Raw genomic sequence first — 24,475 nt, 5'->3', positions numbered from 1 at the left:
TCGTCGACAGCGTGAAGCTCCCAGGGCGCGCCGGCGTCGCGGCTCCGCAGATCGGCGTCGCCGCGCGGGCGTTCAGCTATAACATCGATGGCGACATCGGCTACGTCATCAATCCTGTGCTCGTCGAGGTGCGCGGCGAGCCCGTCCCCACCGGCGAGGGATGCCTCTCGGTGCCCGGACTCTGGCACGACGCGCTGCGTCACCCGTGGGCCCGGGTCGAGGGCGTCGATCTCGACGGCAAGCCGGTCGTGCTCGAAGGGGAGGGGCTGCTCGCGCAGGCGCTCCAGCACGAGACGGATCACCTCGACGGGATGCTGTATCTCTCGCGTCTCTCACCGGAGGACCGCAAGAAGGCGATGCGCGAAGTCAGAGAGAGCGACTGGTTTTTGACGTGAGCCGGATCAATGCCGCGCAGCGGCGTTGACGCGGCTTCGCGGCAAGATTGAGCGAGGAGCGCCGCGACGAGTCGAAATCTCAGCCGTCGCGTGGCAACTCCCACACATGAGAAATGCCCCTGCTCGCGCAGGGGCATTTCCGTAGGTGCTCAGCCGATCGGCACGTTCGTGGTCTGCACCGGCTCGTCGTAGATCGCGGAGATCTCACCGGCGAAGTCCGACACGATCACGTTGCGCTTGATGGACATCTTCGGGGTCAGGTGACCGCTCGCCTCGGTCCACTCGGTGTCGAGGATCGTGAACTTGCGGATCGACTCGGCGCGCGAGACGTTCTTGTTCGCGATGTCGACCGCGCGCTGCACCTCGGCGCGGACGGCCTCGTTCGAGCTGGCATCCGTGAGGGACATGTCGGCGGGCAGGCCGTTGTTGCCGAGCCAGGTGGGCAGCATCTCGGAGTCGAGGGTGATCAGGGCCGAGATGAACGGCTTCTGGTCGCCTACGACGACGACCTGGCCGATGATCGGGTTCGCGCGGATCGGGTCTTCGAGCGCGGCCGGTGCGACGTTCTTGCCGCCGGCCGTGACGATGATCTCCTTCTTGCGGCCGGTGACCGTGAGGAAGCCCTCCGAATCGAAGCTGCCGATGTCGCCGGTGCGGAACCAGCCGTCATCGAACGCCTCTGCGGTCGCTTCAGGGTTGTTCCAGTACTCCTTGAAGACGTTGATGCCCTTGACCTCGATCTCGCCGTCGTCGGCGAGACGCACGCCCACTCCGGGAAGCGCGGGGCCGACGGTGCCGATCTTCGACTTGTCAGCGAGGTTCACCGTCGCCGGAGCCGTCGTCTCGGTGAGGCCGTAGCCCTCCAGGATCACGACGCCGAGGCTGTGGAAGAAGTGGCCGAGGCGCGCGCCGAGCGGGGCGGAACCCGAGACGGCGTACTGGATGTTGCCACCCATCGCCTCGCGCAGCTTGCTGTAGACCAGCTTGTCGAAGAGCGCGAACTTGATCTTCAGGCCGAACGGGATCTTCTTGCCCTCTTCGAGCAGGCGGGAGTGTTCGATCGCGGCTGCCGCGGCGGCGCGGAAGATCTTGCCCTTTCCGCCGCCCTCGGCCTTCTGCTCGGCGGAGTTGTAGACCTTCTCGAACACGCGCGGCACGGCCAGGAGGAAGGTCGGCTTGAACGAGCCCAGCGCCGGCAGCAGCTGCTTCGTGTCGGGCTGGTGTCCGGTGCGCACACCGGCATGGACGTTCAGGATCGAGATGAAGCGCGCGAAGACGTGTGCGGTGGTGATGAACAGCACCGTCGATGCGCCCGGGGTCGAGACGACCTTGTCGAGCGACTTCGCGGAGTTGCGGGTGAGCTCGACGAAGTTGCTGTGCGTGAGCACGCAGCCCTTGGGGCGGCCGGTCGATCCGGACGTGTAGATCAGGGTCGCGATGTCGGAGGCCACCGCGAGGTTGCGGCGACGCTCGATCTCGGCATCCTCGATGCTCGCGCCGGCCGCGGTGAGCGTGTCGATCGCGCCGAGGTGGAGCTGCCAGACGTCGCGGACGAGGGGCAGGTCGCCGCGCACCTCGTCGACCTTGGCGAAGTGGTCGCCGGACTCGACCATGAGCGCGATCGCGCCGGAGTCCTCCATGATCCACTGGATCTGGGCGGGGGAGCTCGTCTCGTAGATCGGCACCATGACCGCGCCGGCGTAGAACAGCGCGAAGTCGACCAGCGACCATTCATAGGTGGTGCGGGCGAGGAACCCGACCTTCTCGCCGGGCTGGATGCCGGCGGCGGCGAACCCCTTGGCCAGGGCGATCACGGCGGTCTGGAAGTCGGCCGCGGTGATGTCGCGCCATCCGGCGCCCTCGGGAACGGAGAACAGTGCGAGGTTCGGTGTGGCCTCGACGCGCTTCACCAGAAGATCGGTGATGTTCGCCTCGGGATCGGCGGGGACGATCGCAGGGACTTCGAATTGAACCACGGCAACTCCTTCGGTACCGGTCGGGCACGGCTTTCCCTGAGTCTAGGGCACAACCTCACGCGAGCTCGATGAATCTTGGCATTCAGTAGCGTATCAACTGAGACTCAGTCGCACGTTCTTGGGCACAGTCTCAGAGCGCGATAGTCCAGCCCGATGCCCGGCGATAGACTGCGTGACGATGTTCTACTGGCTGATGAAGTACGTGGTGGTCGGCCCCATCGTCAAGGCGGTCTTCCGGCCGTGGATCGTGGGGCGCGGCAATGTGCCGCGCAACGGTGCGGCGATCCTCGCCAGCAACCATCTCTCGGTCTCCGACTCGGTTTTCCTCCCGCTGCTGATCGACCGATCGATGAGTTTCCTCGCCAAGAGTGACTACTTCACCGGCCGCGGGATCAAGGGCTGGGCGACGAAGAACTTCATGAAGGCCACCGGTCAGATTCCGATCGACAGGTCGGGTGGCAAGGCATCCGAGGCGTCGCTGAACACCGGCCTGCAGGTGCTCGGCCGCGGCGACGTCCTGGGCATCTATCCGGAAGGGACTAGAAGCCCCGACGGCAAGCTGTACCGAGGCCGCACCGGCATCGCCCGCATGGCGCTCGAGGCCAAGGTTCCCGTCATCCCGGTGATCATGGTCGACACCGATACGGCGATGCCGATCGGGCGCAGCATCCCGCGCGTAGTGCGCGTCGGCATCGTGATCGGAGAGCCGCTCGACTTCTCGCGCTACGCGGGAATGGAGAACGACCGCTACATCCTGCGCTCCGTCACCGACGAGATCATGGTGGCGCTGCACCGGCTGGGGGAGCAGGAGTACGACGACGTCTACGCTTCGTCGGTGAAGGAGCGGGCGCGGCGCCAGTCCTGACGGCGCGAGAGCACGTGTCGCGCCAGTAAGCTGGGGAAATGCCTCAGCAGCACGATGCCGATCTCGACGCCTGGCGCGACCTCCCGATCAAGCAGCAGCCCACGTGGCCGGACGCCGATCGTGTCGCGGACATCTCGCAGCAGATCGCGGCCCTTCCTCCGCTGGTGTTCGCCGGCGAGGTCGACAACCTTCGCGATCGCCTGGCGCGCGCGGCATCCGGCGGAGCCTTCCTGCTCCAGGGCGGCGACTGCGCCGAGACGTTCGCCGGCGCGACCGCCGAGCAGATCCGCAACCGCATCAAGACCGTGCTGCAGATGGCCGTCGTGCTCACGTACGGCGCATCGATGCCGATCGTCAAAATGGGCCGGATGGCCGGGCAGTTCGCCAAGCCCCGCTCCAGCGATTCCGAGACTCGCGGCGAAGTGACCCTTCCCGCATACCGCGGCGACATCGTCAACGGCTACGACTTCACCGAGGGCTCGCGAACGGCAGACCCGGGTCGTCTGCTGCAGGGCTACCACACCGCGGCATCCACGCTGAACCTCATCCGCGCCTTCACGCAGGGCGGTTTCGCGGACCTGCGCGAGGTGCATTCCTGGAACAAGGGCTTCGCGACGAACCCGGCCAACCAGCGCTACGAGCGCATGGCCGTCGAGATCGATCGCGCGATCAAGTTCATGGAGGCGGCGGGCGCCGACTTCGATGAGCTCAAGCGCGTCGAGTTCTTCACCGGTCACGAGGGCCTGCTGATGGACTACGAGAGCCCGATGACCCGCATCGACTCGCGCACGAACACGCCGTACAACACGTCGGCGCACTTCCTCTGGATCGGGGAGCGCACGCGCGACCTCGACGGCGCGCACGTCGACTACTTCTCGAAGATCCGCAATCCCATCGGCGTGAAACTCGGTCCGACGACAACGCCCGAGACGGCGCTCGCGCTGATCGACAAGCTCGACCCGAACCGCGAGCCGGGCCGGCTCACCTTCATCACCCGCATGGGCGCCGGGAAGATCCGCGACGCGCTGCCTCCGCTGCTGGAGGCCGTGCGCGATTCGGGCGCCAAGCCGCTGTGGGTCACCGACCCCATGCACGGCAACGGCATCACGACGCCGACCGGATACAAGACGCGTCGCTTCGACGACGTCGTCGACGAGGTGCGCGGCTTCTTCGAGGCGCACCGCGCGGTGGGGACGTTCCCCGGCGGCATCCACGTCGAGCTGACCGGTGACGACGTCACCGAGTGCCTCGGCGGTTCGGAGCAGATCGACGAGCAGGGTCTCGCGACCCGCTACGAGAGCCTGTGCGACCCGCGCCTGAACCACATGCAGAGCCTCGAGCTCGCGTTCCTCGTCGCCGAGGAGCTCGAGAAGCGCTGAGTTCGGGCGAGTCGGGTTGGAGAAGGTTTCGACTCGGTCGCCTCCGGCTCCCTCGCTCAACCCGTTTCGTCTCGCTCCGCTCGCTCAACGACCCGCGTAGGAGAGCCCCTCGTGGGTGAGCCCTGCGTAGGGGGGCCCGCGTGGGGGAGCCCCTCGTGGGAGAGCCCTCGTGGGAGAGCCCTCGTGGGTGAGCCCCTCGTGGGAGAGCCCTCGTGGGAGAGCCCCTCGTGGGAGAGCCCCTCGTGGGTGAGCCCCTCGTGAGAGAGTCCCCCGCGTGGGGAGTCCGCTCGGGGAGTTCACGCGACGGGGAGCTGGCTTGGGGGATCGCTCGTGGGGAGCACAGACATCTTCTGCGGGGCGTTGAGCGGAGGGGCGCAGCCCCGCAGACGAAACGGGGTGAGCGAGCGGAGCGAGTCGAAGCCGACTCAGAACGCGGCGCTGATCTGCATGTAGATCTCGGTGCCGGCACGACGCATGGAGCCCGCCTTCGGATCCGTGCCGCTCACCTCAGTGATGTCGTTCGGAGCACCGTTCCACAGGACCGCATTCGTCGGCTCGAACCCGGCATCCCGAAGCGTCTGTGCGGCCTCGTCGCGCGTCATACCCTCGACGTCGGGAACCTCGAACAGCTGCGGGCCGAGCGAGACGACGAGGGTCATGGTGTCGCCGGGGCGCCAGTTCTCGCCACCCTCGCGGTCGCCGGTGCGGATGACGCGGCCCTCTTCGACGTCGTTGTTGTATTCCTCGACCGTGCTCGTCTTGATCTGCTTCTCGCCGAGCGCGCTCGATGCCTCCGAGACGGTCATGCCCACGACATCCGGCAGTCCGCCCAGCGACACGATCAGGCTGGCCGTGTCATCCTCGAACACCTCGCAGCCGTCGCCGCACGCGACCGCGTCACCGCCGGCGCGCGGCGTGACGCTGGCGTTGATCACGACGCCGTTCTCGGCACCCGAGTACAGCAGCAGATCGTCGTCGGAGACGTTGATGCCGAGCTCGGCCAGATAACTTCGCGCCTCGTCCGCGGTCTTGCCGTTGAGCGCTTCCACGGTGCGCGGCGCGGGACCGGTCGAGACGAAGACCGTGACCTCCGTACCCTTGTCGAGGCGATCGCCCTCCGCCGGGTCACTGTGGATCGCGATTCCGGGCTCGACATCGACAGAGCTCTCATCGGCCTGCACGGCGACGAAGCCCTCCTCCTCGAGCGCATCTGCGGCCTGTTCGTAGGTCATACCGGCCACTGAGGGCACGGCGACGAGAGACCCGGGTCCTGAGCCGAACCACCATCCGACGCCACCGGCCAGCACCGCCAGCAGCAGCACGAGCGCGAGCAGGAACGCTCCCCGTGCGCGGCGCTTCGATGCCCTGCGCCGAAGCACCGTCGCGTTGTCGACCTGCTGGGAGACCGGGCCGGTCGGCGGAGCGAGCACCATGGTGGCGGGCATGACCGTCGTCACGTCGCCCGAATCGCTCTGCGATCGCATCGGCATTGTCGCCGTCGTGGCGGGCGTGGGGGCGATGCCGAGCTCGCGTTCGATCTCGCGCAGCCGATCGAGCATCGCCTGCGCGTCGTCGGGGCGCTCGTCCGGCACCTTCTCGGTCGACCACAGCACGAGCTCATCGAGCTGCTCGGGGACGCCGGGGTTGCGGACGCTGGGGCGCGGTACCGACTCCGTCGCGTGCTGGAACGCGATCTGCATCGGCTGCTCGCCCTTGTACGGCTGCTCGCCGACGAGCATCTCGTACAGCATGATGCCGAGCGCGTAGATGTCGCTGCGGGCATCCGCGGTGCCCCGGGTGACGAGCTCGGGCGCCAGATAGGCGATCGTGCCGAGCAGCTGCTGTCCTGTGGCGGTGTTCGCGGTCGTCGCGCGAGCGAGGCCGAAGTCGCCGATCTTGATGCGGCCGTCCTCGGCGAGGAGCACGTTCTCTGGCTTCACGTCACGGTGCACGATGCCGGCCTTGTGAGCCGCGGCGAGGCCGGAGAGGATCGCGTCCATGATCGAGATGGTCTGGGGGATCGTCAGCCGCTTCTGCTCGCGCAGCAGCTCACGCAGGGTGATGCCGGGCAGATACTCCATGACGAGGTAGGCGAGCTCGCCGTCCTGGCCCTGATCGAAGACGTTGACGACGTGCGGGTCGGCCAGACGGGCGGCGGCACGCGCCTCCTGGATGAACCGGCTCTGGAAGACCGAGTCGTCGCTGAGGTGGCCGTGCATGACCTTGAGGGCGATCCGCCGCTCGAGCCGCAGGTCGGTGGCGACGTACACAGTCGCCATGCCTCCGCGCGCGATCCGCGCACGAACCCGGTACCGACCGTCGACAAGTCGCCCGATGAGGGGGTCGGCCTGCTGATTGGTCGTCACGTACAGATTCTATGGAGAAGTGCCTGCAAGCCCGCGGAGCGCCTCACCCTTTCGGCCGGGTATCTCAGCCGTAGAGCGCGATCCACTCGTACGCGGCGTCTTCCCACGGACCGTACCGCTCCGGGTACGCCGAGATCTGCACCGCCTGCGCCGCGTCGCCGAAGGGCATGCTCTCCCAGCCGGGCACGTCGAGCAGTCCGTGCGTGATCGTGCCGTCGGCGTTCGACTGGCCGTGGAAGAACGAGCGGATGCTCTGCGCCCTGTCCATGATCTGCTCGGCAGTGCCCCACCCGGTGCTCGGACGCTGCTGGAACAGGCCGAGAGAGTCCCGGTCGCCCCAGTCGAGGTTGCGCAGCCACGACTCGACCATCGAGGTCGCCAGGGCGATCGCGATGCCACGGTCGGAGACGCCGAGCTCACGCCCGATCTTGATGATGAGCGTGGCGTTCTCGGCCTGCGGTGCGTTCAGCGTCGTGCTGTGCGGCGTGCTGGCCTTCGAGGCGGGGGACGGCGTGGATGCCGGCGCCGGCGCGACGGCGACCTTGAGGGTCTGACCGGGGTAGATGATGGACGACGGCTCCAGGCCGTTCGCGGCGTACAGCTCGGCGACGGTGATCCCGTGCTTGTTCGCGATCGCCCACAGCGTGTCGCCCGCGGCGACCGTGTGCGATGCGCCGGCGGGCGCCGGGGCGGCGGTCTTCGCCGGGGCCGCTGCCGGGGCGGATGCTGCGGCAGGAGCGGCAGTGCCGGAGACGGCGATCTTCTGACCGGGGTAGATGACGGCTCCCGAGCCGAGCCCGTTCGCCGCGAGGATCGCATCGACCGAGGTGCCGTTCTTCTTGGCGATGCCGAAGATGGTGTCACCGGCGATGACGACGTGCGTCTTCGCGGTGGCGGCCGGCGCGGGGGCCGCGGCAGCAGCCGCAGCGGGAGCGGCGGACAGGCGGATCTTCTGCCCCGGGTAGATCACCGAGCGCCATCCGAGGTCGTTCCACTCGAGGACGTCGGCTGTCGCGAGACCGAACCGCTGCGCGATCCCGGCAACGGTGTCACCGGGCTGGACGGTGTACGACGACGGCGCAGCCTGGGCCTGCTTGACCTGGCTCTGTTTCACCGCGACCGGCTTCGCGGCGGCCGGTGACAGCTGCGGCAATCCGGCCAGGCGCTGGTGCGATCCGGTGTCGGCCGGAACGGCGGACGCCGGTGCGGCTGCAGACGCAGGTGCTGCCGCGAGAGCGCTCGCCAGCACCCCCAGCGCCGCTGCAGGTACGCCGAGCTGGGCGTAACGGGTGCGGTTCGACAAAGCAGTGAGTCTCAAGGCTTCCCCCCTATTCAGACTCCTGAAACGCTGACACGGATGTAAAGAGAAGTCAACAGAAGTGACGGATGTGGCTGGTGTGCACAGCGAGGCGATGTGCGTCGCTCCGCGGGAGGTGAGATAGTCGAGACGTGTCTGAGAATGCTGCTGAACTCTCCGCTGTCGAATGGCTGACCACGCCTGATCTGGTCGAGATCCTCGACGAGCCGCTCGGGCGGGTGCGCCGCCTGATCGCCGAACAGCACCTGATCGGCTCCACGCGGAACGGCGCGTTCGCAGTGCCTTCGGTGTTCATCGTCGACGGGCGTCCGCTCGCGTCGCTGCGAGGCACCATCATCGTCCTCACCGACGCCGGCTTCACCGATGACGAGGTCATCGACTGGCTGTTCGAAGAGAACGAGGAGCTCGGCCGCACGCCGATCGCCGCGCTGCTGGACGGGCACAAGAGCGCGGTCCGCAGGATCGCGCGGACCCTCGCCTGACAGCCGGCGCGCGAAGGCTCGTCAGGCCGTGCGCACGGTCGCTGCCCGGGCGAGCTCGCGCAGGTCGCTGACCGAGGCATTGTCGAGGCGGGCCCCCGCAAGAGCACGATCGGCCTCCGCCGCATAGGTGCGGATCATGTCCTCGACCCGTTCGAGCGCTCCGGACTCGGCGATCGTGGCCTGCAGTGCCGCCACCTGGGCGGCATCGAGATCGGCATCCCCGAGCAGATCGTCGAGAACGTTCCGGGTGGAGGCGTCCAGGCGCTCCCTGGTCAACGCGATCAGCACGGTGCGCTTTCCCTCGCGCAGATCGTCGCCGGCCGGCTTGCCGGTCACGGATTCGTCGCCGAACACCCCCAGGACGTCGTCGCGCAGCTGGAAGGCCATGCCGACCGGGTGCCCGAACGCGCGCAGCGCACGCTGCTGATCGTCGTCGGCGCCGGCCAGTGCCGCCCCCAGCACCAACGGCTGCTCGATGCTGTAGCGCGCCGACTTCAGCGAGACCACCCGCAGCGCCCGCTCGGCATGCTCCGCATCGGGGTTGACCCGCCACGCGGACTCCTCGGCGATGTCGAGGAACTGTCCCGTGGTCACGTCCCTGCGCATGCGCGCATACTCCCGGCGCACGGTCACGGCATGCGGATGCTGCGCGAGGGCGCGCTCGAGAAGATCGTCGCTCCACGAGATCAGCAGGTCCCCGAGGAGGATCGCGGCCGAGCGGCCGAACGCCTCGGCGCCGCCGGACCATGCGAGCTCTCCATGCCGCGCCTCGAGCGCGCGGTGCGCGGCCGGGCGGCCGCGGCGGGTGTCCGAGTTGTCGATCAGGTCATCGTGCACGAGAGCGGCGGACTGGAAGATCTCGAGCGCGGCGCACAGGTCCCACAGGGCGTCGGTCTCGGCGGCCGCACGATCGGCTGCGCGCGCGACGGAGCGCCACCCGGAATGGCAGAAGCGAGCCCGCAGACGCTTGCCCCCCTGCAGGGTCTCGGCCGCGGCATCCAGGAACATCGCAGCGTCAGGACCGTAGGGCGCCGACTCAGCTCGCGCGTCGGTCAGGAAGCGATCCAGGCGGTCGGCTGTGGCCTGCTGGACTTGGCTGGAGAGGGGCACGATAATCAGCTTAGGTTCTCAGCCGAAACCTAGCCTCCGCGGTTCTGCGCGCGTAGACTGGAAGACACTTAACCCGAGGGGGGCGTCATGCCACTGTCTGAACAGGAGCAGCGTCTGCTCGATGAGATGGAACGCCATCTCCTGCACAACGACGCTGACATCGTCAGCGCGCCTTCGGGGGATCGAACCCTGAGCTATCGCAACCTCGTCTACGGTGCCGTACTGCTGCTCGTGGGCATTGGCGCTCTCGTCGCAGGTGTGGCGCTCGGCGGCCAGCTCGGCCCGGTCGTCAGCATCATCGTCGGCGTGATCGGCTTCGCGGCGATGCTCACCGGTGTCATCCTCGCCGTCACTCCGACGCGTCGAACCGGTCCCGCGCGTCAGACGAAGAACCCCTCGTCCAAGTCCCCGCAGGGCTCGGCCTCCTTCATGGACCGCATGAACGATCGCTGGGATCGTCGCCAAGACGGCCACTGACCTCCACTTCACAGACCCGGATGCCCACGGCATCCGGGTCTTTTTGCGTTTCTGAGCACTTTTCCTCCACTGGGCCTCCACTGCCCTCCACCTGCGCTCCACCCGCACTTCCCGCGGAATGACGGGGGAGCGGTGTCACGCGTGCCGGGCGATATGGCATCATTTTCACCGTTGCTCATATGAATGTGGAGCAAAGTGGAGTAAAGTGGGGCTCACCTCGAGTTGGCCGGACGTAGAGGGGGTGATGGCCGATGTTGCTGGGTACGCACTCACCCAAGCTCGACGACAAAGGTCGCGTCATCCTGCCGGCGAAGTTCCGTGAGGATCTCGGCGGCGGCATCGTCGTCACCCGCGGCCAGGAGCGGTGCCTGTACGTCTTCAGCACCGCCGAGTTCGAGGCCATGCACGAGCGGATCCGGCAAGCGCCGCTCAGCAACAAGCAGGCCCGTGACTTCCTGCGCATGTTCCTCTCGGGGGCCAGCGCAGAGATGCCCGACAGCCAGAACCGCATCACCATTCCAGGACACCTCCGCCAGTACGCGGGGCTCGAGAAGGAGCTCATCGTCACCGGCGTCGGCGCACACGCCGAGATCTGGGATGCCGCGGCCTGGAACGACTACCTCGCCGCCGGCGAGGACACGTACTCAGAACTGGAGCAGGAGGTGATTCCGGGACTCTTCTGACCTCGGCTGTGATGCCCCGCCGCTCCCGCCCCGACACACTTCCCCGGTGCCGGGTCGAGATGCGGAGGGGGATCAGGGCCAAGGTCACCGGAAAACGATCATGAATCTCCGCGACATCCACACCCCCGTACTCCTCGAGCGCTGCATCGAGCTGATGGCCCCGGCGCTGCAGCACGATGGCGCGGTCGTCGTCGATGCCACGCTCGGCATGGGCGGCCACTCCGAGGCACTGCTCGAGCGCTTCGACAACATCCGGCTCATCGGGCTCGACCGGGACACCGACGCGCTTCGCATCGCGGGGCAGCGCCTGGAGCGCTTCGCCGACCGGATCACGCTCGTGCACACCGTCTACGACGAGATCGGCCTGCACGCGCAGGGCGCCTCGGCGATCCTCATGGACCTCGGCGTCTCCTCGCTGCAGCTCGACGAAGCCGACCGCGGATTCGCCTACGCGAAGGACGCCCCGCTGGACATGCGGATGGATCAGACCAAGGGCGTGACGGCCGCAGAGGTCCTGGCCACCTACAGCGAGGGCAACCTCCGCCGCATCTTCGAGCGCTACGGCGAGGAGAAGCTCGCCGCGCGCTACGCCCGCTTCATCGTCCAGGCCCGCGACACAACCCCTATGGTCCGGTCGCAGGACCTCGTCGATCTGCTTCAGAAGGCGACGCCGGCAGCCGCCCAGCGCAGCGGACACCCCGCCAAGCGCGTCTTCCAGGCGCTGCGCATCGAGGTGAACGCCGAGCTGAGCGTGCTGGCCGACGCCATCCCGGCAGCGATGGACGCGCTGAAGGTCGGCGGCCGCATCGTCGTCATGAGCTACCAGTCGCTGGAGGACCGCCTCGTCAAGCAGGCGTTCGCGGCAGCGTCGGCATCCACTGCTCCGGCCGGCCTCCCGGTCGAGCTGCCGGAGCACGCGCCACGGTTCCGCACCCTCACCAAGGGCGCCGAACTCGCCAGCGATGAAGAGAAGGCGCGCAACCCGCGCGCCATTCCGGTGCGCCTGCGCGCCGCAGAACGAGTAAGGGAGGCCGCATGAGTCGCGCCACCGCCGCAGCGATGCTGCCGCAGCCGAAGGGGCCCGCGCAGACCCGTCCCTCGCGAACGCTCAGGCCTGTCACCGCGCCGTCCCCCCGCCGCCGGCCGAAGCTCGCATACGCGCTGATCGCGCTCGGCGGCGCCTTCGCCATCGGCGCAGCTCAGATCGGGCTCTCGCTCGCGATCACCCACGACTCCTACGTGCTGGCCGACCTCACCTCGCAGCAGCGCGAACTCAACCTGCAGACCAGCGCCCTGGAGGACGACCTCGCCGGAATCGCCTCGCCTCAGTACCTGGCGACGGAGGCGTCCGAGCTCGGGATGGTCGTCGCCGGCTCCGCCTCGTACCTGCGACTGAGCGACTCCGCCGTCCTCGGCGCGAACACCGGCGCAGGATGGCGCTCGACCGTCGACCCGACCGGCGTAGGCGCCGTCGACAACGCCCTGCTCGACGCCAAGGCAGCAGAGGCCGCCGCCGCCGCGCAGGCGCAAGCAGACGAAACCCAGAGCACCGCCGTCGATCCGGACCTTCCCCCGGCCATCACCGACGGCCTCCCCAGCCCCTCGACCCGCTGACGAAGATGGGAGCAGCAGCATGACGACTCGAGCCACGCGCGGACCTCGCCGGAGGACCGTGGTCGCCCTCGCGGTGATCCTCGCCGTCCTGGCCGCATTCGTCGTCCGGCTCGTCGACATCCAGGTCGTCAGCGCGAGCGACCACGTCGCGGATTCGCTGCACGTCGGTCAGCTGGGCTACACCGAGACGCTCCGCGGCAACCGCGGCTCCGTCGTCGACGAGAACGGCACCCTCCTCGCCTCGAGCACCAAGGTCTACGACGCGCAGATGGACCCGAAGGTCATGAAGCTGCTCGAGGAGAACGAGGACAACCCGCCCGAGACGCCCTGGCACGAAGCCGCCGACCAGATCGCCGAGGTCACGGGGCTGGATGCCGACGAGCTGCGCGCCGGCGTGGCAGAGACGCTCGCGGCGAATCCGGAATCGCAGTACTACCCCCTCAAGAAGGGGCTCAGCACCGCCGAATACCTGAAGCTTCGCGACCTCGGCCTGAGCTACGTGCACCCGATCCCGCGTGAGACGCGCGTGTACCCCAACGGCGCCGTCGCCGGAAACGTCGTCGGCTACCTCGACAGCGCTGGCAAGGCCCAGGCCGGCATCGAGCAGATGCAGGCCCAGTGCCTCTCGCCGGAGAACGGTGAGCGCACCTATCTGCGGGGAACGGACGGCGTCATCATCCCCGGCAGCGACCGTACGGTCGACGCCGTCGACGGCGGTACCGTGCAGCTCACCATCAACAGCGACCTGCAGTGGTACATGCAGCAGATGATCGCCGAGGAGGCTCAGAAGCAGGGCGCGAAGGCAGGAACGGCGTTCGTCCTCGAGGTCGAGACCGGCAAGATCCGGGCCGCAGCCGAGTGGCCCGCCCTCGACCCCAACGACCTCGACGCGTCGTCGCCGGAAGACTGGGGCACACGCGTCTTCGGACGGTCGTTCGAGCCGGGCTCGACGTTCAAGGCGATCACCGCATCCGCTGTGCTGGACTCCGGAGCCGTGAACATGAACACCACGGTGTCCGCGGCGAGCCATGAGACGTTCCCGAACGGAGCCGTCGTCAACGACGCCTTCGTGCACGGCGCCTACAACTACACGCTCGCCGGAGCACTGATCGACTCGTCCAACGTCGCACTGTCGAAGTTCGGCACCATGGTCGACCCACAGGTGCGCTACGACTACATGAAGAAGTTCGGTGTCGGCGACAAGACGATCGACTTCCCCCGTGAGGAGTCCGGGACGATCCACCCGGTCTCCGAGTGGGACTCGCAGTCGCTGTACACCACGACTTTCGGCCAGTACTTCACCGTGACCGCCCCCCAGCTCGCCGGCGCCTACCAGGCCATCGCCAACGGCGGCGAGAAGATCGATCTGTCGCTCATCGAGTCGTGCACGCTCGCCGACGGCACCGTGGTCGAACGGGACGATCCGAAGCACGAGCAGATCATCTCCGAATCCACCGCCGACACCGTGGCGCGGATGCTGGAGAACGTGTCCGTGCAGGGCAGCCTGGCCGAGCAGATCGAGATCCCCGGGTATCGGGCGGCCACGAAGACGGGCACGGCGCAGGTGCCGGACAACAAGGGCGGCTACAAGCCGGGCGTCTACTACACCAGCATGGTGGGGTTCGCTCCGGCCGAGGATCCCCAGTACGTCGTCGTGGTCACCCTCGACGAGCCGCTTAGAATAAGGGGATCCGCAGCTACAGCGCCCGCCTTCCAGAAGGCGATGACTCAGGTGCTGAAGACCTACCGAGTCTCACCGTCCACAAAGCCGATGGACGAGCTGCTCCCGAAGTTCAAATAGCCGGCACTGCGCCGCGCATGGAGACGTCATGATCGCCCTGTCGCTTGCCGAGATCGCAACCATCACGGGCGGTGATCTTCACCCTGTCGACCCCGACACCGCAGACACCGTCGTGAACGGCGTGGTGGACACCGATTCACGCAAGATGACCCACGGCGGCATCTTCGTCGCGAAGCCCGGGGCAGAGACCGACGGACACCGGTTCGTCGGCGCAGCCGTCGAGAACGGTGCCGCCCTCGCCCTGGTCGAGCACCTGGTCGATGACGCGGTCTCGCAGATCGTCGTCCCCGACGTGGTGGATGCCCTTGCCGCCCTCGCCTCGGCTGTCGTCGCGCGCGTGCGCGCGGGCGGGATGCTGAAGATCGTCGGCATCACCGGATCCAACGGCAAGACCACCACGAAGAACTTCCTCGCCCGCATCCTCGAGTCCGCCGGCGAGACCGTCGCCCCGATCGACTCTTACAACAACGAGGTCGGCGCGCCGGTGACCATGCTGCGCGTCACCGAGAACACCCGATTCCTGGTGAGCGAGTTCGGTGCCGCAGGCCCGGGAAGCATCGCCCGCCTGGCCGGGCTCGTCGAGCCGGATCTCGCCGTGATCCTCATGGTCGGCATGGCCCACGCCGGCGGGTTCGGCGGAATCAAGGAGACCGCGAAGGCGAAAGCGGAGCTCATCACGGCATCCCGCCCCGGCGGCGTCGCCGTGCTCAACATCGACGACCCGCGTGTGGCGGCCATGCGGGAGACGGCCGAGCGCCGCGGCATGACCGTCATGGGCTTCGGCCAGGGCGCCGACGCCGATGTCAGAGCATCCGACATCCATGTCGAGGCCTCCGGCACCCGCGCGACGATCACAGCCGACGGCGAGACGCAGACGCTGCACCTGAAGGTGCTCGGCGCGCACCACGTCGGCAACGCACTCGCGGCGATCACTGCCGCCGGTGTGCTCGGCGTTCCGCTCGCCGATGCCATCGCACGACTCGAGTCGGTCGAGGTCGCTGAACGCTGGCGCATGCAGCCGATGGGCAATGACAGCGTCCGCATCATCAACGACGCCTACAACGCCAGCCCGGACTCCATGGCTGCGGCCCTCCGCACCCTCGCGCAGATCACCGGTCCAGACGAGCGCACGGTCGCCGTCCTCGGCGCCATGAGCGAACTCGGCGAGAACGCGGGGGAGGAGCACGACCGGATCGGTCTGCTCGCCGTCCGCCTCAACATCCGCCGCATCGTCGTGGTGGGACCCGAGGCGCGCCGCCTGTACCTCGCGGCAGTCGGCGAAGGCTCCTGGGACAGCGAGGCGGTGCATCTGCCCGACCAGGATGCCGCGTACGAGTACCTGCGCACCGAACTCCGCGAGGGAGACCGAGTGCTCGTGAAATCATCCAACTCCGTGGGGCTGCGGCATCTCGGCGATCGTCTGGGAGAATTGTTCTCGTGAGATCACTCCTCATGGCGGCGGCGATATCGCTCGCCTTCAACCTCTTCCTGACTCCCGTCTTCCTCCGGCTGTTCCGGCGGTGGGGCTGGGGGCAGGTCATCCGCACCCCCGAGGACGTCGCCAACCCGAGCCACGAGGCCAAGCGCGGCACGCCGACCATGGGCGGCGTGATCTTCATCGTCGGCACCATCGTGGGCTACTTCGCCGGCGTCATCGCCGGCGGCAGCACCCCAGCGCTGTCCGCCATCCTCGTGCTCTGGCTCATGGTGGGCTTCGGCGCCGTCGGCTTCATCGACGACTACATGAAGGTGCGTTCGCAGCGCAGCCTCGGTCTCTCCGGCTGGCGGAAGGTGATCGGCCAGCTCCTGGTGATGGTGCCGTTCGGCGTCGTGGCGCTGAACTTCCCGAACCAGTACGAGCAGACGCCCGCGAGCGGCTACATCTCCCTGTTCCGCGACATCACGTGGCTGAACCTGTTCGCCTTCGGGGTCGTGATCGGCTGGATCGTCTACCTGATCTGGATCGCCGTGATCGGCATCGCGACATCGAACAGCGTCAACCTCACCGACGGCCTCGACGGACTCGCGGCCGGCGCGGGCGTCTTCGTGGTCAGCGCGTACAGCCTCATCGCGTTCTGGCAGTTCAAGCAGTCCTGCGTCGGAACCGGCGTCGAGGCCGACGCGCTGGATGCCTGTTATCAGGTGCGAGATCCGTTCAGCCTCGCGATAGTCGCGGCATCCTTCGCCGCCGGCCTCGTCGGGTTCCTCTGGTGGAACGCCCCCAAGGCCAAGGTGTTCATGGGCGATGTGGGCTCCATGGCGATCGGTGGCGTCATCACCGCCATGGCGATCCTCACCCGCACCGAGCTGCTGCTGTTCGTGATCGCCGGCATCTTCGTGCTGTCCTCCGGATCGGTGATCCTGCAGCGGACCTACTTCAAGGTCACACGCGGCAAGCGGCTGTTCCTGATGAGCCCCTTCCACCACCACCTCGAGATGCGGGGCTGGCCCGAGGTGACGATCGTCGTGCGCCTCTGGATCATCGCCGGTCTCCTCGCGGTGTCCGCGATCGGTCTGTTCTACGTCGAATGGCTCACCCTGATATGACCGCAAGACTGGATGGCCTCACCAGCTGGCACGCCGACTGGAAGCGCCTGCGGGTGGCAGTCCTCGGACTGTCGGTGACCGGATTCTCCGCCGCCGACACGCTCACCGAGCTGGGTGCCGAAGTCCTCGTCCTCTCCGAGTCCGCCTCGGAGGAGTACGAGCGGCTCGTACCGGTCATCGGCGCCCGACTCGTACTCGGCTCCCTCGACTCAGCGCCGGACGAGCTCATCGAGTTCGCTCCGGATGTGGTCGTCGCATCCCCGGGATTCGCGCCGTCGCACCCGGTCATCCGCTGGACGCAGGATGCCGGCATCGCCCTGTGGGGCGACGTCGAACTCGCCTGGCGCGTGCGCGACAAGGTCGTGCGCGCCGATGGAACGCCAGCCGACTGGGTGCTGATCACCGGCACAAACGGCAAGACCACCACCACTCAGCTCACCGCGAGCCTGCTCGTCGAGGGCGGACTGAGGGCAGCGCCCTGCGGCAACATCGGCGTCCCCGTGCTGGACGCGGTGCGCGATCCCGCCGGGTTCGACGTGCTCGTCGTCGAACTCTCCAGTCATCAGCTCTGGTACATCGGCCGCAGCGAACCCGCCGGTCAGCTCGTGCCCCACTCGTCGGTCTGCCTCAACCTCGCCGACGACCACCTCGTCTGGCACGGCAGCGCCACCGCGTACCGCGAGGCGAAGTCGTACGTGTACCGCAACACGCGTGTCGCCTGCGTCTACAACAAGGCCGATGAGGCGACGCGCGCGATGGTGGAGGATGCCGACGTGATCGAGGGTGCGCGGGCCATCGGGTTCGACCTCGGTGTTCCCGGGCCCAGCGACCTCGGGGTCGTCGACGGCATCCTCGCGGATAGGGCCTTCCTCGACGACCGTCGCAACAGCGCACTCGAGCTGACGACGATCGCCGACCTCGAGCGGGTCGGGCTCGCCGCGCCGCACATCGTGCAGAACATCCTGGCCGCCAGCGCGCTGGCGCGCGCTCTCGGCACGCAGCCGGAGGCGATCCGCCGCGCACTGGAGACCTTCCGCCTCGACGAACACCGCATCCAGGTCATCGCACGCCACGGCGGGATCACCTGGGTCGATGACTCCAAGGCCACCAACCCGCACGCCGCGGCTTCCTCGCTGAAGGCCTACCCTGGCGCGGTATGGGTCGTGGGCGGAGACTTGAAGGGCGTTGATCTGTCGGATCTGATCGCGGATGCCGGGCGCACGGCCAGCGCGGCACTGGTGATCGGCGCCTCCCGCACCGAAGTCGTCTCGGCATTCGCACGACACGCGCCCGAGGTGCGGGTGTATGAGGTCGCCACTGGCGAGACTGAAGAGGTCATGACTCGCGTGGTGGAACTCGCCGCGGGAATCGCCACCGACGGGGGCACAGTCCTGCTGGCTCCCGCAGCGGCATCCTTCGATCAGTTCACCGGCTACGCGGATCGGGGCCGCCGCTTCGCCGATGCGGTGCGCACATGGATCGACAGGGGGAGCGCCGATGACACAGGTGGCTCGCCCGTCGAACCCTGAGTCCAGAGGCGCTCAGTCCAGAGGACTCGCCGCCCGCGTCTCACTGGGGCGCATCTTCACGCCACCATCGAACGAGTTCATGCTCATCGCATCCACTGCGGTTCTGCTGACGGTGTTCGGCCTCATCATGGTCATCTCCGCGACCAGCGCGACCGAGTCCGGTGTCATGGACACTGCGCTCAAGCAGGGCATGTTCGCCGTCGTCGGCCTGCCGCTGATGTTCCTGGTCAGCCGCCTTCCGATCTCGTTCCTGAAGAAGCTGGCGTGGCCCGCGCTCATCGGCGCCACGGCCATGCAGCTGCTCGTGTTCACTCCGCTCGGCATCGAAGACGCCGGAAACCGCAACTGGATCCGCATCGCGGGGTTCACGATGCAGCCGTCCGAGTTCTTGAAGCTCGCACTGGCGCTGTGGATCGCCTATGTCCTGCTGCGCAAGCGCACCCGACTCGCCATCTGGCACCACGTGTTCATCCCGGTGATTCCGGTGTCAGTGCTCGCAATCGGCTCGGTCATCGCAGGAAACGACCTCGGCACCGCGATGGTGCTCGTGCTGATCCTGCTCGGCTGTCTGTTCTTCTCCGGTGTGAAGCTGCGGCTGTTCATCCTGCCGGTTATGCTGGGCATCGTGGGCGTCATCGCCCTCGCCGTCGTGAGCCCCGACCGGATGCGGCGCATCACGGCGGTCTGCTCCGACATGAGCAACTACGAGCACGACTGCTACCAGTCCATCCATGCCGTCTGGGGCATGGCCAACGGCGGCATCTTCGGACTGGGCCTCGGCAACTCGCAGGAGAAGTACGGCTGGCTTCCCGCAGCGGCGAACGACTTCATCTTCGCGATCGTCGGGGAGGAGCTCGGCCTCATCGGCTGCGTGGTCGTACTCGCCCTGTTCACGTTCTTCGCCGTTGGCGCGTTCCACGTCATGCGCAAGACCGATGACCCGTTCATCCGCATCGCCACCGGCGGCATCACCGTCTGGATCCTCGGACAGGCGCTCATCAACATCGGCGTCGTGATCGGCGTCTTCCCCGTCATGGGCGTCCCCCTGCCGTTCATGTCGCAGGGCGGTACGGCGCTGCTCGCAGTGCTGCTCGCGTGCGGAGTCCTGCTGGCCTTTGCGCGGACGATCCCTCAGCCGGAGCGGGGTAAGGTCTCGAGGTGACCTCGTACCTCCTCGCCGGTGGCGGCACCGCCGGCCACGTCAACCCCCTGCTCGCCGTCGCCGACGGACTCCGTGACCGAGAGCCCGATGCAGACGTTCTCGTCCTCGGCACGAAGGAGGGCCTGGAGGCCCGCCTGGTGCCGGAGCGCGGCTACGAGCTGCTGATCGTCGACAAGGTGCCGTTCCCGCGGCGCCCGAACGCGCAGGCGCTGGCGTTCCCGCGCAGCTTCAGCAGGGCTGTGTCGCAGGTCCGCAGGCACATCCGCGAGCACGGTGTGGACGTGGTGGTCGGGTTCGGCGGATACGCGTCCGCCCCCGCGTACGTCGCCGCTCGTCGCGAGAAGGTGCCCTTCGTGGTGCACGAGGCCAACGCGAGGCCGGGGCTCGCCAACCGGCTCGGCGCGGGCAGCGCCGCCGGCATCGGCGTCGCCTTCGCCGGAACCCCGCTGAAGAACAGCGAGGTCGTCGGCATGCCGCTGCGGCGCGAGATCGTCGACCTCGACCGCGCGGCACGCCGTGCCGAGGCCGCTGACGCATTCGGACTGGATGCTGCGAAGCCTGTGCTGCTCGTCTTCGGCGGGTCGCTCGGGGCCCAGCGGCTCAACGAGGCGCTGGGGGACTCCTGGGCCGACGTGCTCGCCGCCGGCTGGCAGCTGCTGCACGTCACGGGCGAGCGCAGCGACCTCGCCGACCCCGAGGTGCCCGGGTACGCGCTGCGGCGCTATGTCGACCGCATGGACCTCGCGTTCGCGCTGGCCGATCTGATCGTCTCCCGTGCCGGTTCCGCGACGGTCAGCGAGATCAGCGCCCTCGGCATCCCCGCCGTATACGTGCCGTACGCGGTCGGCAACGGCGAGCAGCGTCTGAACGCGGCGTCCGCCGTGGCAGCCGGTGCCGCCTTCCTGCTCGAGGACGGCACGTTCGACGGGGACACGGTACGGGAGCGGATCATCCCGCTCCTCGGCGACCGCGATCGCCTCGGGGCCATGGCCACCGACGCGGAGAACGTCGGCACCCGCACCGGCACCGAGAACGTCATCGCGATGATCGACCGCGCGCTCAGCGCCGGTCGCTGAGCGCGCGCGAATTAGGATGGAAGCGACATGATCAGACCTGACCTCTCGCTCCCGATCCCGGAGTCCATCACCGCCGCCCACTTCATCGGGATCGGCGGTTCCGGCATGAGCGGACTGGCGAAGATGTTCCTCGACGCCGGCATCCGCGTGTCCGGTTCCGACCGTTCGGACAGCGACAATCTGCGTGCGCTGGCGGCCGCGGGGGCGACCGTGCACATCGGCCATGACGCCGCTCATCTCGGCGACGCCGACACGGTCGTGCACACCGGCGCGATCTGGCCGGAGAACCCGGAGTTCGTCACCGCCAAGGAGCGCGGTCTGCACGTCATCCACCGCTCGCAGGCGCTGCACTGGCTGATCGGCGGACGCCGGCTCGTCTCGGTCGCCGGCGCACACGGCAAGACCACCTCGACCGGCATGATCGTCACCGCGCTGCAGGCGCTCGGCGCCGACCCGAACTTCGTCAACGGCGGAGTGATCGAGCAGCTCGGCACCTCGAGCGCGTCCGGCGCCGACGACCTGTTCGTCGTCGAGGCGGACGAGTCGGACGGCACGTTCCTGCTCTACGACACGGCGATCGCCCTGATCACGAACGTCGACCCCGATCACCTCGATCACTACGGCTCCGACGACGCGTTCCACGACGCGTTCATCCGATTCGCGGATGCCGCGCGCGAGGCCGTCGTCATCTCGAGCGACGACCCCGGCGCGCTCAGGGTCAAGGCCGGGCTGTCGCATGACAAGGTCATCACCTTCGGCCGTGCCGCGGACGCCGACGTGCGCCTCACCGAGATCTCGACCTCCGGGCCCGTCGCGGCAACCGTCACCCACGCGGGACGGGCCGCGCGCATGCAGCTGGCCGTGACAGGAGAGCACAACGCGATCAACGCCGCCGGTGCCGTCTCGGTGCTGCTCGCGCTCGGGCACGGCCTCGAGGAGTCCGTGAAGGCGGTCGAGGGGTTCGCCGGCACGGTGCGCCGCTTCGAGCTGCACGGCGTCGAGCGCGGCGTGAGCGTCTTCGACGACTACGCGCACCACCCCACCGAGGTGAAGGCCGCTCTCGAGGCGGCGCGCGGCGTCGTCGGCGATGGGCGCATCATCGCGATCCAGCAGCCGCACACGTACTCGCGCACGCAGCACATGTACCGCGAGTTCGCCGACGTGCTCGAGACCTACGCCGACCACACCGTCATGCTCGACGTGTACGGTGCGCGCGAGGACCCGGTGCCCGGCGTCACCGGCGAGCTGGTCAGCGGCGCCTTCGCGGATCAGAGCCATGTGCACTACGTTCCCGACTGGCAGCAGGCGGCCGACTACGCGGCGTCCATCGCACGCGAGGGCGACTACCTGATCACGCTCGGCTGCGGCAACGTCTATCTGATCATCCCGCAGGTGCTGGAGTCGCTGAGGCAGAGCCCGGCGCCGCAGCCGAGCGCCGAGGACTGAGCGATGCGTCGCCCTGGGCCGCTTCCACCGTCGCCGGAGGAGACCGAGTCCGTACAGGCTCCGACAAGCCGTCGCCGTGTGGTGGACGAGCCGCGCGACCCGGTCGAGCTCCACGGCGTGCCCCCCGAGCACTCTGCGGCGGCGGATGGCGTCGCCGGCGAGCCGGAGGGGCTCGAAGGCCTCACCGCGCGTGATGTGTGGCGCGCAGCGCGCGCCCGCCGCAAGCGCCTGCGCGCGGAGATCCGCCGGTTCACACAGCGTTCGCGTCGCCGGCGGCTGATCTGGCTGGGTGCGCTCGGCGCGCTCGTCCTCCTGGTCGGAGGAAGCGTGATCGCCGCATACAGCCCGCTGTTCGCGGTCGAGAAGATAACAGTCGCGGGTGCTTCCTCGCTCGACCCCGCCACGATCGAGGCGGCCCTGGAAGGGCAGATCGGCACTCCGCTCGCGCTCGTAGACGAGAGCGAGGTCAAGGCAGCGCTGATCGCGTTCCCGCTCATCGAGACCTACGCCCTCGAGGCCAGGCCGCCCCACGATCTCACCGTGCGTATCGTCGAGCGCACCCCGATCGGAGTCATCGAATCGGATGCCGGGTACACCCTGGTCGACGCGGCGGGAGTCGCTCTCTCGACGACGGCGGAGCAGCCGGCGGGCCAGCCGGTGCTGCACGTCGACGGTGGGATCGATTCGGATGCGTTCGAGTCGGTCGGACTCGTCGTCCGATCGGTGCCGGCCGACGTGCGCGAAGCGCTCGTGGAGGTCACGGCGAGCACCGTCGACGACGTCACGCTGCGGCTGTCGAGCGGGCTGACCGTGGTGTGGGGGAGCGCCGAGGAGTCCGTCGAGAAGGCGCGCACTCTCGTGGCCGCCATGGCGGCGAATCCCGGTGCGAGCAGGATCGACGTGTCCTCTCCGGACGTCGTCGTCGCCGGCTGAACGCGTTTCCGCACCGAAAGCACCGACACGCCCGTGTCGTTGCGTCCGCACGCCGAAACGGCGCATACCTTCGATCAAGAGAACGCAATACCGGGAAATACTTTACACCTCTAGTTGAGGTTTAAGGTTCACATTCTTTCCAGGCTCGACATATCGGAGGCCGGCCATGAGCCAGAACCAGAACTACCTCGCCGTGATCAAGGTCGTCGGCGTCGGCGGTGGCGGCGTCAACGCCGTCAACCGCATGATCGAACTCGGCCTGCGCGGCGTCGAGTTCATCGCCGTCAACACCGACGCCCAGGCGCTTCTCATGAGCGACGCCGACGTCAAGCTCGATGTGGGCCGCGAGCTCACCCGCGGACTCGGCGCAGGCGCCGACCCCGAGGTCGGGCGTCGCGCCGCAGAGGACCACGCCGAGGAGATCGAGCAGGCGCTCACCGGTGCCGACATGGTCTTCGTCACCGCCGGTGAGGGCGGCGGCACCGGCACCGGCGGCGCCCCCGTCGTCGCGCGCATCGCGAAGTCGATCGGCGCGCTGACCATCGGTGTCGTCACCAAGCCGTTCTCGTTCGAGGGGCGCCGCCGCCAGAGCCAGGCCGAGGCCGGCGTCGCCAAGCTCAAGGAAGAGGTCGACACCCTCATCGTCGTGCCGAACGACCGGCTGCTGGAGATCAGCGACCGCGGCATCTCGATGATCGAGGCCTTCGCCACGGCCGACCAGGTGCTCCTCGCCGGTGTGCAGGGCATCACCGACCTCATCACCACACCCGGTCTCATCAACCTCGACTTCGCCGACGTCAAGTCCGTCATGCAGGGCGCGGGCTCCGCGCTCATGGGCATCGGGTCCGCGCGCGGAGCGGATCGCGCGATCAAGGCCGCCGAGCTCGCGGTCGAGTCGCCGCTGCTCGAGGCATCCATCGAGGGTGCGCACGGCGTGCTGCTCTCGATCCAGGGTGGATCGAACCTCGGCATCTTCGAGATCCACGACGCCGCCGACCTCGTCAAGGAGGCTGCGCACCCCGAGGCGAACATCATCTTCGGAACCGTCATCGACGACACGCTCGGCGACGAGGTGCGCGTCACGGTCATCGCGGCCGGCTTCGATGGCGGCGAGCCGTCGCTGCGCCTGGACCCGATGGTCGTCTCCCGCCCGGAGCCGGCCACGCTGCCCGAGGTGACGCTCTCCGACGACGAGTCCGAGGCGCCCAAGGCCGCCGACCCGGTGGACGCGAAGCCCGCTCAGCGCGCTCCGGCGACGAGCCTCGAGCCGGCGTTCGCCGACGACGACATCGACATCCCCGAGTTCCTGAAGTAGG

21 protein-coding genes are annotated in these 24,475 nt (G+C 68.2%); 17 read left to right on the top strand and 4 right to left on the bottom strand.

The annotated features are described in order from the left end of the window. The coding region (locus MAE01_RS10445) for a peptide deformylase (protein ID WP_147039488.1) at positions 1-395 on the top strand (395 nt) is incomplete at its 5' end. A gap of 149 nt (positions 396-544) precedes the next feature. On the opposite strand, the gene MAE01_RS10440 is transcribed toward MAE01_RS10445, so the two are convergent. Beyond that, a complete protein-coding gene (locus MAE01_RS10440; RefSeq protein WP_147039487.1) occupies positions 545-2,371 on the bottom strand; it encodes an AMP-dependent synthetase/ligase in 1,827 nt (608 codons plus the stop codon). Positions 2,372-2,549: 178 nt separating this feature from the next. Here MAE01_RS10440 and MAE01_RS10435 point away from each other — a divergent pair, with 178 nt between their 5' ends. After that, a complete protein-coding gene (locus MAE01_RS10435) occupies positions 2,550-3,236 on the top strand; it encodes a lysophospholipid acyltransferase family protein (RefSeq protein ID WP_147039486.1) in 687 nt (228 codons plus the stop codon). Positions 3,237-3,274: 38 nt separating this feature from the next. Beyond that, entirely contained in the window at positions 3,275-4,615 is a 1,341-nt protein-coding gene (locus MAE01_RS10430) for a class II 3-deoxy-7-phosphoheptulonate synthase (RefSeq protein ID WP_147039485.1), read from the top strand. Between the two features lie 425 nt (positions 4,616-5,040). Here MAE01_RS10430 and pknB read toward each other — a convergent pair whose 3' ends face one another. Both pknB and MAE01_RS10420 read right to left on the bottom strand, forming a co-directional pair. Next, entirely contained in the window at positions 5,041-6,981 is a 1,941-nt protein-coding gene (gene pknB / locus MAE01_RS10425) for a Stk1 family PASTA domain-containing Ser/Thr kinase (protein WP_147039484.1), read from the bottom strand. A 64-nt stretch (positions 6,982-7,045) separates the two neighbouring features. Continuing rightward, positions 7,046-8,284 (bottom strand): LysM peptidoglycan-binding domain-containing protein, encoded by a 1,239-nt coding sequence (locus tag MAE01_RS10420; RefSeq protein ID WP_229718160.1) that lies wholly within the window; start codon positions 8,282-8,284, stop codon positions 7,046-7,048. A gap of 146 nt (positions 8,285-8,430) precedes the next feature. Here MAE01_RS10420 and MAE01_RS10415 point away from each other — a divergent pair, with 146 nt between their 5' ends. Further along, positions 8,431-8,781, top strand: a complete 351-nt coding sequence (locus tag MAE01_RS10415; RefSeq protein ID WP_147039482.1) for an Rv2175c family DNA-binding protein — start codon at positions 8,431-8,433, stop codon at positions 8,779-8,781. A gap of 21 nt (positions 8,782-8,802) precedes the next feature. Here MAE01_RS10415 and MAE01_RS10410 read toward each other — a convergent pair whose 3' ends face one another. Then, the gene (locus MAE01_RS10410) at positions 8,803-9,891 is read right to left on the bottom strand and encodes a polyprenyl synthetase family protein (protein WP_229718161.1); all 1,089 of its coding nucleotides are present in this window, start codon (positions 9,889-9,891) and stop codon (positions 8,803-8,805) included. Between the two features lie 87 nt (positions 9,892-9,978). Between MAE01_RS10410 and MAE01_RS10405 the strand changes: the two genes are divergently transcribed. The 13 genes from MAE01_RS10405 (at position 9,979) to ftsZ (ending at position 24,474) form a co-directional block, all read left to right on the top strand. Further along, positions 9,979-10,368 carry an SCO2097 family morphological protein gene (locus MAE01_RS10405; protein ID WP_147039481.1) on the top strand — a complete coding sequence of 130 codons (390 nt, stop codon included), beginning with the start codon at positions 9,979-9,981 and terminating at the stop codon, positions 10,366-10,368. 251 nt (positions 10,369-10,619) lie between these two features. Next, positions 10,620-11,051 (top strand): division/cell wall cluster transcriptional repressor MraZ, encoded by a 432-nt coding sequence (gene mraZ / locus MAE01_RS10400; protein WP_147039480.1) that lies wholly within the window; start codon positions 10,620-10,622, stop codon positions 11,049-11,051. A gap of 100 nt (positions 11,052-11,151) precedes the next feature. Next, on the top strand, positions 11,152-12,090 hold the full coding sequence (rsmH, locus tag MAE01_RS10395; RefSeq protein WP_147039479.1) for a 16S rRNA (cytosine(1402)-N(4))-methyltransferase RsmH: 939 nt from the start codon (positions 11,152-11,154) through the stop codon (positions 12,088-12,090). Then, a complete protein-coding gene (gene ftsL / locus MAE01_RS10390; protein WP_229718162.1) occupies positions 12,087-12,665 on the top strand; it encodes a cell division protein FtsL in 579 nt (192 codons plus the stop codon). Before rsmH ends, ftsL begins: the two co-directional genes overlap by 4 nt. A 19-nt stretch (positions 12,666-12,684) precedes the next feature. Continuing rightward, positions 12,685-14,466 carry a peptidoglycan D,D-transpeptidase FtsI family protein gene (locus MAE01_RS10385; protein WP_147039478.1) on the top strand — a complete coding sequence of 594 codons (1,782 nt, stop codon included), beginning with the start codon at positions 12,685-12,687 and terminating at the stop codon, positions 14,464-14,466. Positions 14,467-14,494: 28 nt separating this feature from the next. After that, positions 14,495-15,907, top strand: a complete 1,413-nt coding sequence (locus MAE01_RS10380; protein ID WP_147039477.1) for a UDP-N-acetylmuramoyl-tripeptide--D-alanyl-D-alanine ligase — start codon at positions 14,495-14,497, stop codon at positions 15,905-15,907. Next, positions 15,904-17,013, top strand: coding sequence for a phospho-N-acetylmuramoyl-pentapeptide-transferase (gene mraY / locus MAE01_RS10375; RefSeq protein WP_147039476.1), 1,110 nt, complete (start codon positions 15,904-15,906; stop codon positions 17,011-17,013). Before MAE01_RS10380 ends, mraY begins: the two co-directional genes overlap by 4 nt. After that, positions 17,010-18,542: a UDP-N-acetylmuramoyl-L-alanine--D-glutamate ligase gene (murD, locus tag MAE01_RS10370; RefSeq protein WP_147039475.1), complete on the top strand. Its 1,533-nt coding sequence runs from the start codon at positions 17,010-17,012 to the stop codon at positions 18,540-18,542. Before mraY ends, murD begins: the two co-directional genes overlap by 4 nt. Continuing rightward, positions 18,511-19,704 (top strand): putative lipid II flippase FtsW, encoded by a 1,194-nt coding sequence (gene ftsW / locus MAE01_RS10365; protein ID WP_147039474.1) that lies wholly within the window; start codon positions 18,511-18,513, stop codon positions 19,702-19,704. Before murD ends, ftsW begins: the two co-directional genes overlap by 32 nt. Further along, complete coding sequence (locus MAE01_RS10360) at positions 19,701-20,780, top strand: UDP-N-acetylglucosamine--N-acetylmuramyl-(pentapeptide) pyrophosphoryl-undecaprenol N-acetylglucosamine transferase (RefSeq protein WP_147039473.1); 1,080 nt, start codon at positions 19,701-19,703, stop codon at positions 20,778-20,780. The genes ftsW and MAE01_RS10360 overlap by 4 nt, the downstream gene beginning before the upstream one ends. Positions 20,781-20,807: 27 nt before the next feature. Continuing rightward, positions 20,808-22,226, top strand: coding sequence for a UDP-N-acetylmuramate--L-alanine ligase (gene murC / locus MAE01_RS10355; protein WP_147039472.1), 1,419 nt, complete (start codon positions 20,808-20,810; stop codon positions 22,224-22,226). 3 nt (positions 22,227-22,229) lie between these two features. Next, positions 22,230-23,159, top strand: a complete 930-nt coding sequence (locus MAE01_RS10350) for a cell division protein FtsQ/DivIB (protein WP_147039471.1) — start codon at positions 22,230-22,232, stop codon at positions 23,157-23,159. Between the two features lie 166 nt (positions 23,160-23,325). Continuing rightward, positions 23,326-24,474: a cell division protein FtsZ gene (ftsZ, locus tag MAE01_RS10345; RefSeq protein ID WP_147039470.1), complete on the top strand. Its 1,149-nt coding sequence runs from the start codon at positions 23,326-23,328 to the stop codon at positions 24,472-24,474. Position 24,475: the final 1 nt, after the last annotated feature.

Origin of the sequence: Microbacterium aerolatum (assembly GCF_007988825.1) — a bacterium.
In the GTDB taxonomy this organism is placed as follows: Bacteria; Actinomycetota; Actinomycetes; order Actinomycetales; family Microbacteriaceae; genus Microbacterium; species Microbacterium aerolatum.
The sequence above is the reverse complement of the archived record's forward strand: the minus strand, read 5'-3'. Positions and strand labels throughout refer to the sequence as shown.

What these genes read in the sequence shown, in the direction of transcription:
- MAE01_RS10435 (WP_147039486.1), top strand. Translation starts at nt 2,550, where the DNA reads ATGTTCTACTGGCTGATGAAGTACGTGGTGGTCGGCCCCATCGTCAAG.
- MAE01_RS10430 (WP_147039485.1), top strand. Translation starts at nt 3,275, where the DNA reads ATGCCTCAGCAGCACGATGCCGATCTCGACGCCTGGCGCGACCTCCCG.
- MAE01_RS10405 (WP_147039481.1), top strand. Translation starts at nt 9,979, where the DNA reads ATGCCACTGTCTGAACAGGAGCAGCGTCTGCTCGATGAGATGGAACGC.
- mraZ (WP_147039480.1), top strand. Translation starts at nt 10,620, where the DNA reads ATGTTGCTGGGTACGCACTCACCCAAGCTCGACGACAAAGGTCGCGTC.
- rsmH (WP_147039479.1), top strand. Translation starts at nt 11,152, where the DNA reads ATGAATCTCCGCGACATCCACACCCCCGTACTCCTCGAGCGCTGCATC.
- ftsL (WP_229718162.1), top strand. Translation starts at nt 12,087, where the DNA reads ATGAGTCGCGCCACCGCCGCAGCGATGCTGCCGCAGCCGAAGGGGCCC.
- MAE01_RS10385 (WP_147039478.1), top strand. Translation starts at nt 12,685, where the DNA reads ATGACGACTCGAGCCACGCGCGGACCTCGCCGGAGGACCGTGGTCGCC.
- MAE01_RS10380 (WP_147039477.1), top strand. Translation starts at nt 14,495, where the DNA reads ATGATCGCCCTGTCGCTTGCCGAGATCGCAACCATCACGGGCGGTGAT.
- murD (WP_147039475.1), top strand. Translation starts at nt 17,010, where the DNA reads ATGACCGCAAGACTGGATGGCCTCACCAGCTGGCACGCCGACTGGAAG.
- ftsW (WP_147039474.1), top strand. Translation starts at nt 18,511, where the DNA reads ATGACACAGGTGGCTCGCCCGTCGAACCCTGAGTCCAGAGGCGCTCAG.
- murC (WP_147039472.1), top strand. Translation starts at nt 20,808, where the DNA reads ATGATCAGACCTGACCTCTCGCTCCCGATCCCGGAGTCCATCACCGCC.
- MAE01_RS10350 (WP_147039471.1), top strand. Translation starts at nt 22,230, where the DNA reads ATGCGTCGCCCTGGGCCGCTTCCACCGTCGCCGGAGGAGACCGAGTCC.
- ftsZ (WP_147039470.1), top strand. Translation starts at nt 23,326, where the DNA reads ATGAGCCAGAACCAGAACTACCTCGCCGTGATCAAGGTCGTCGGCGTC.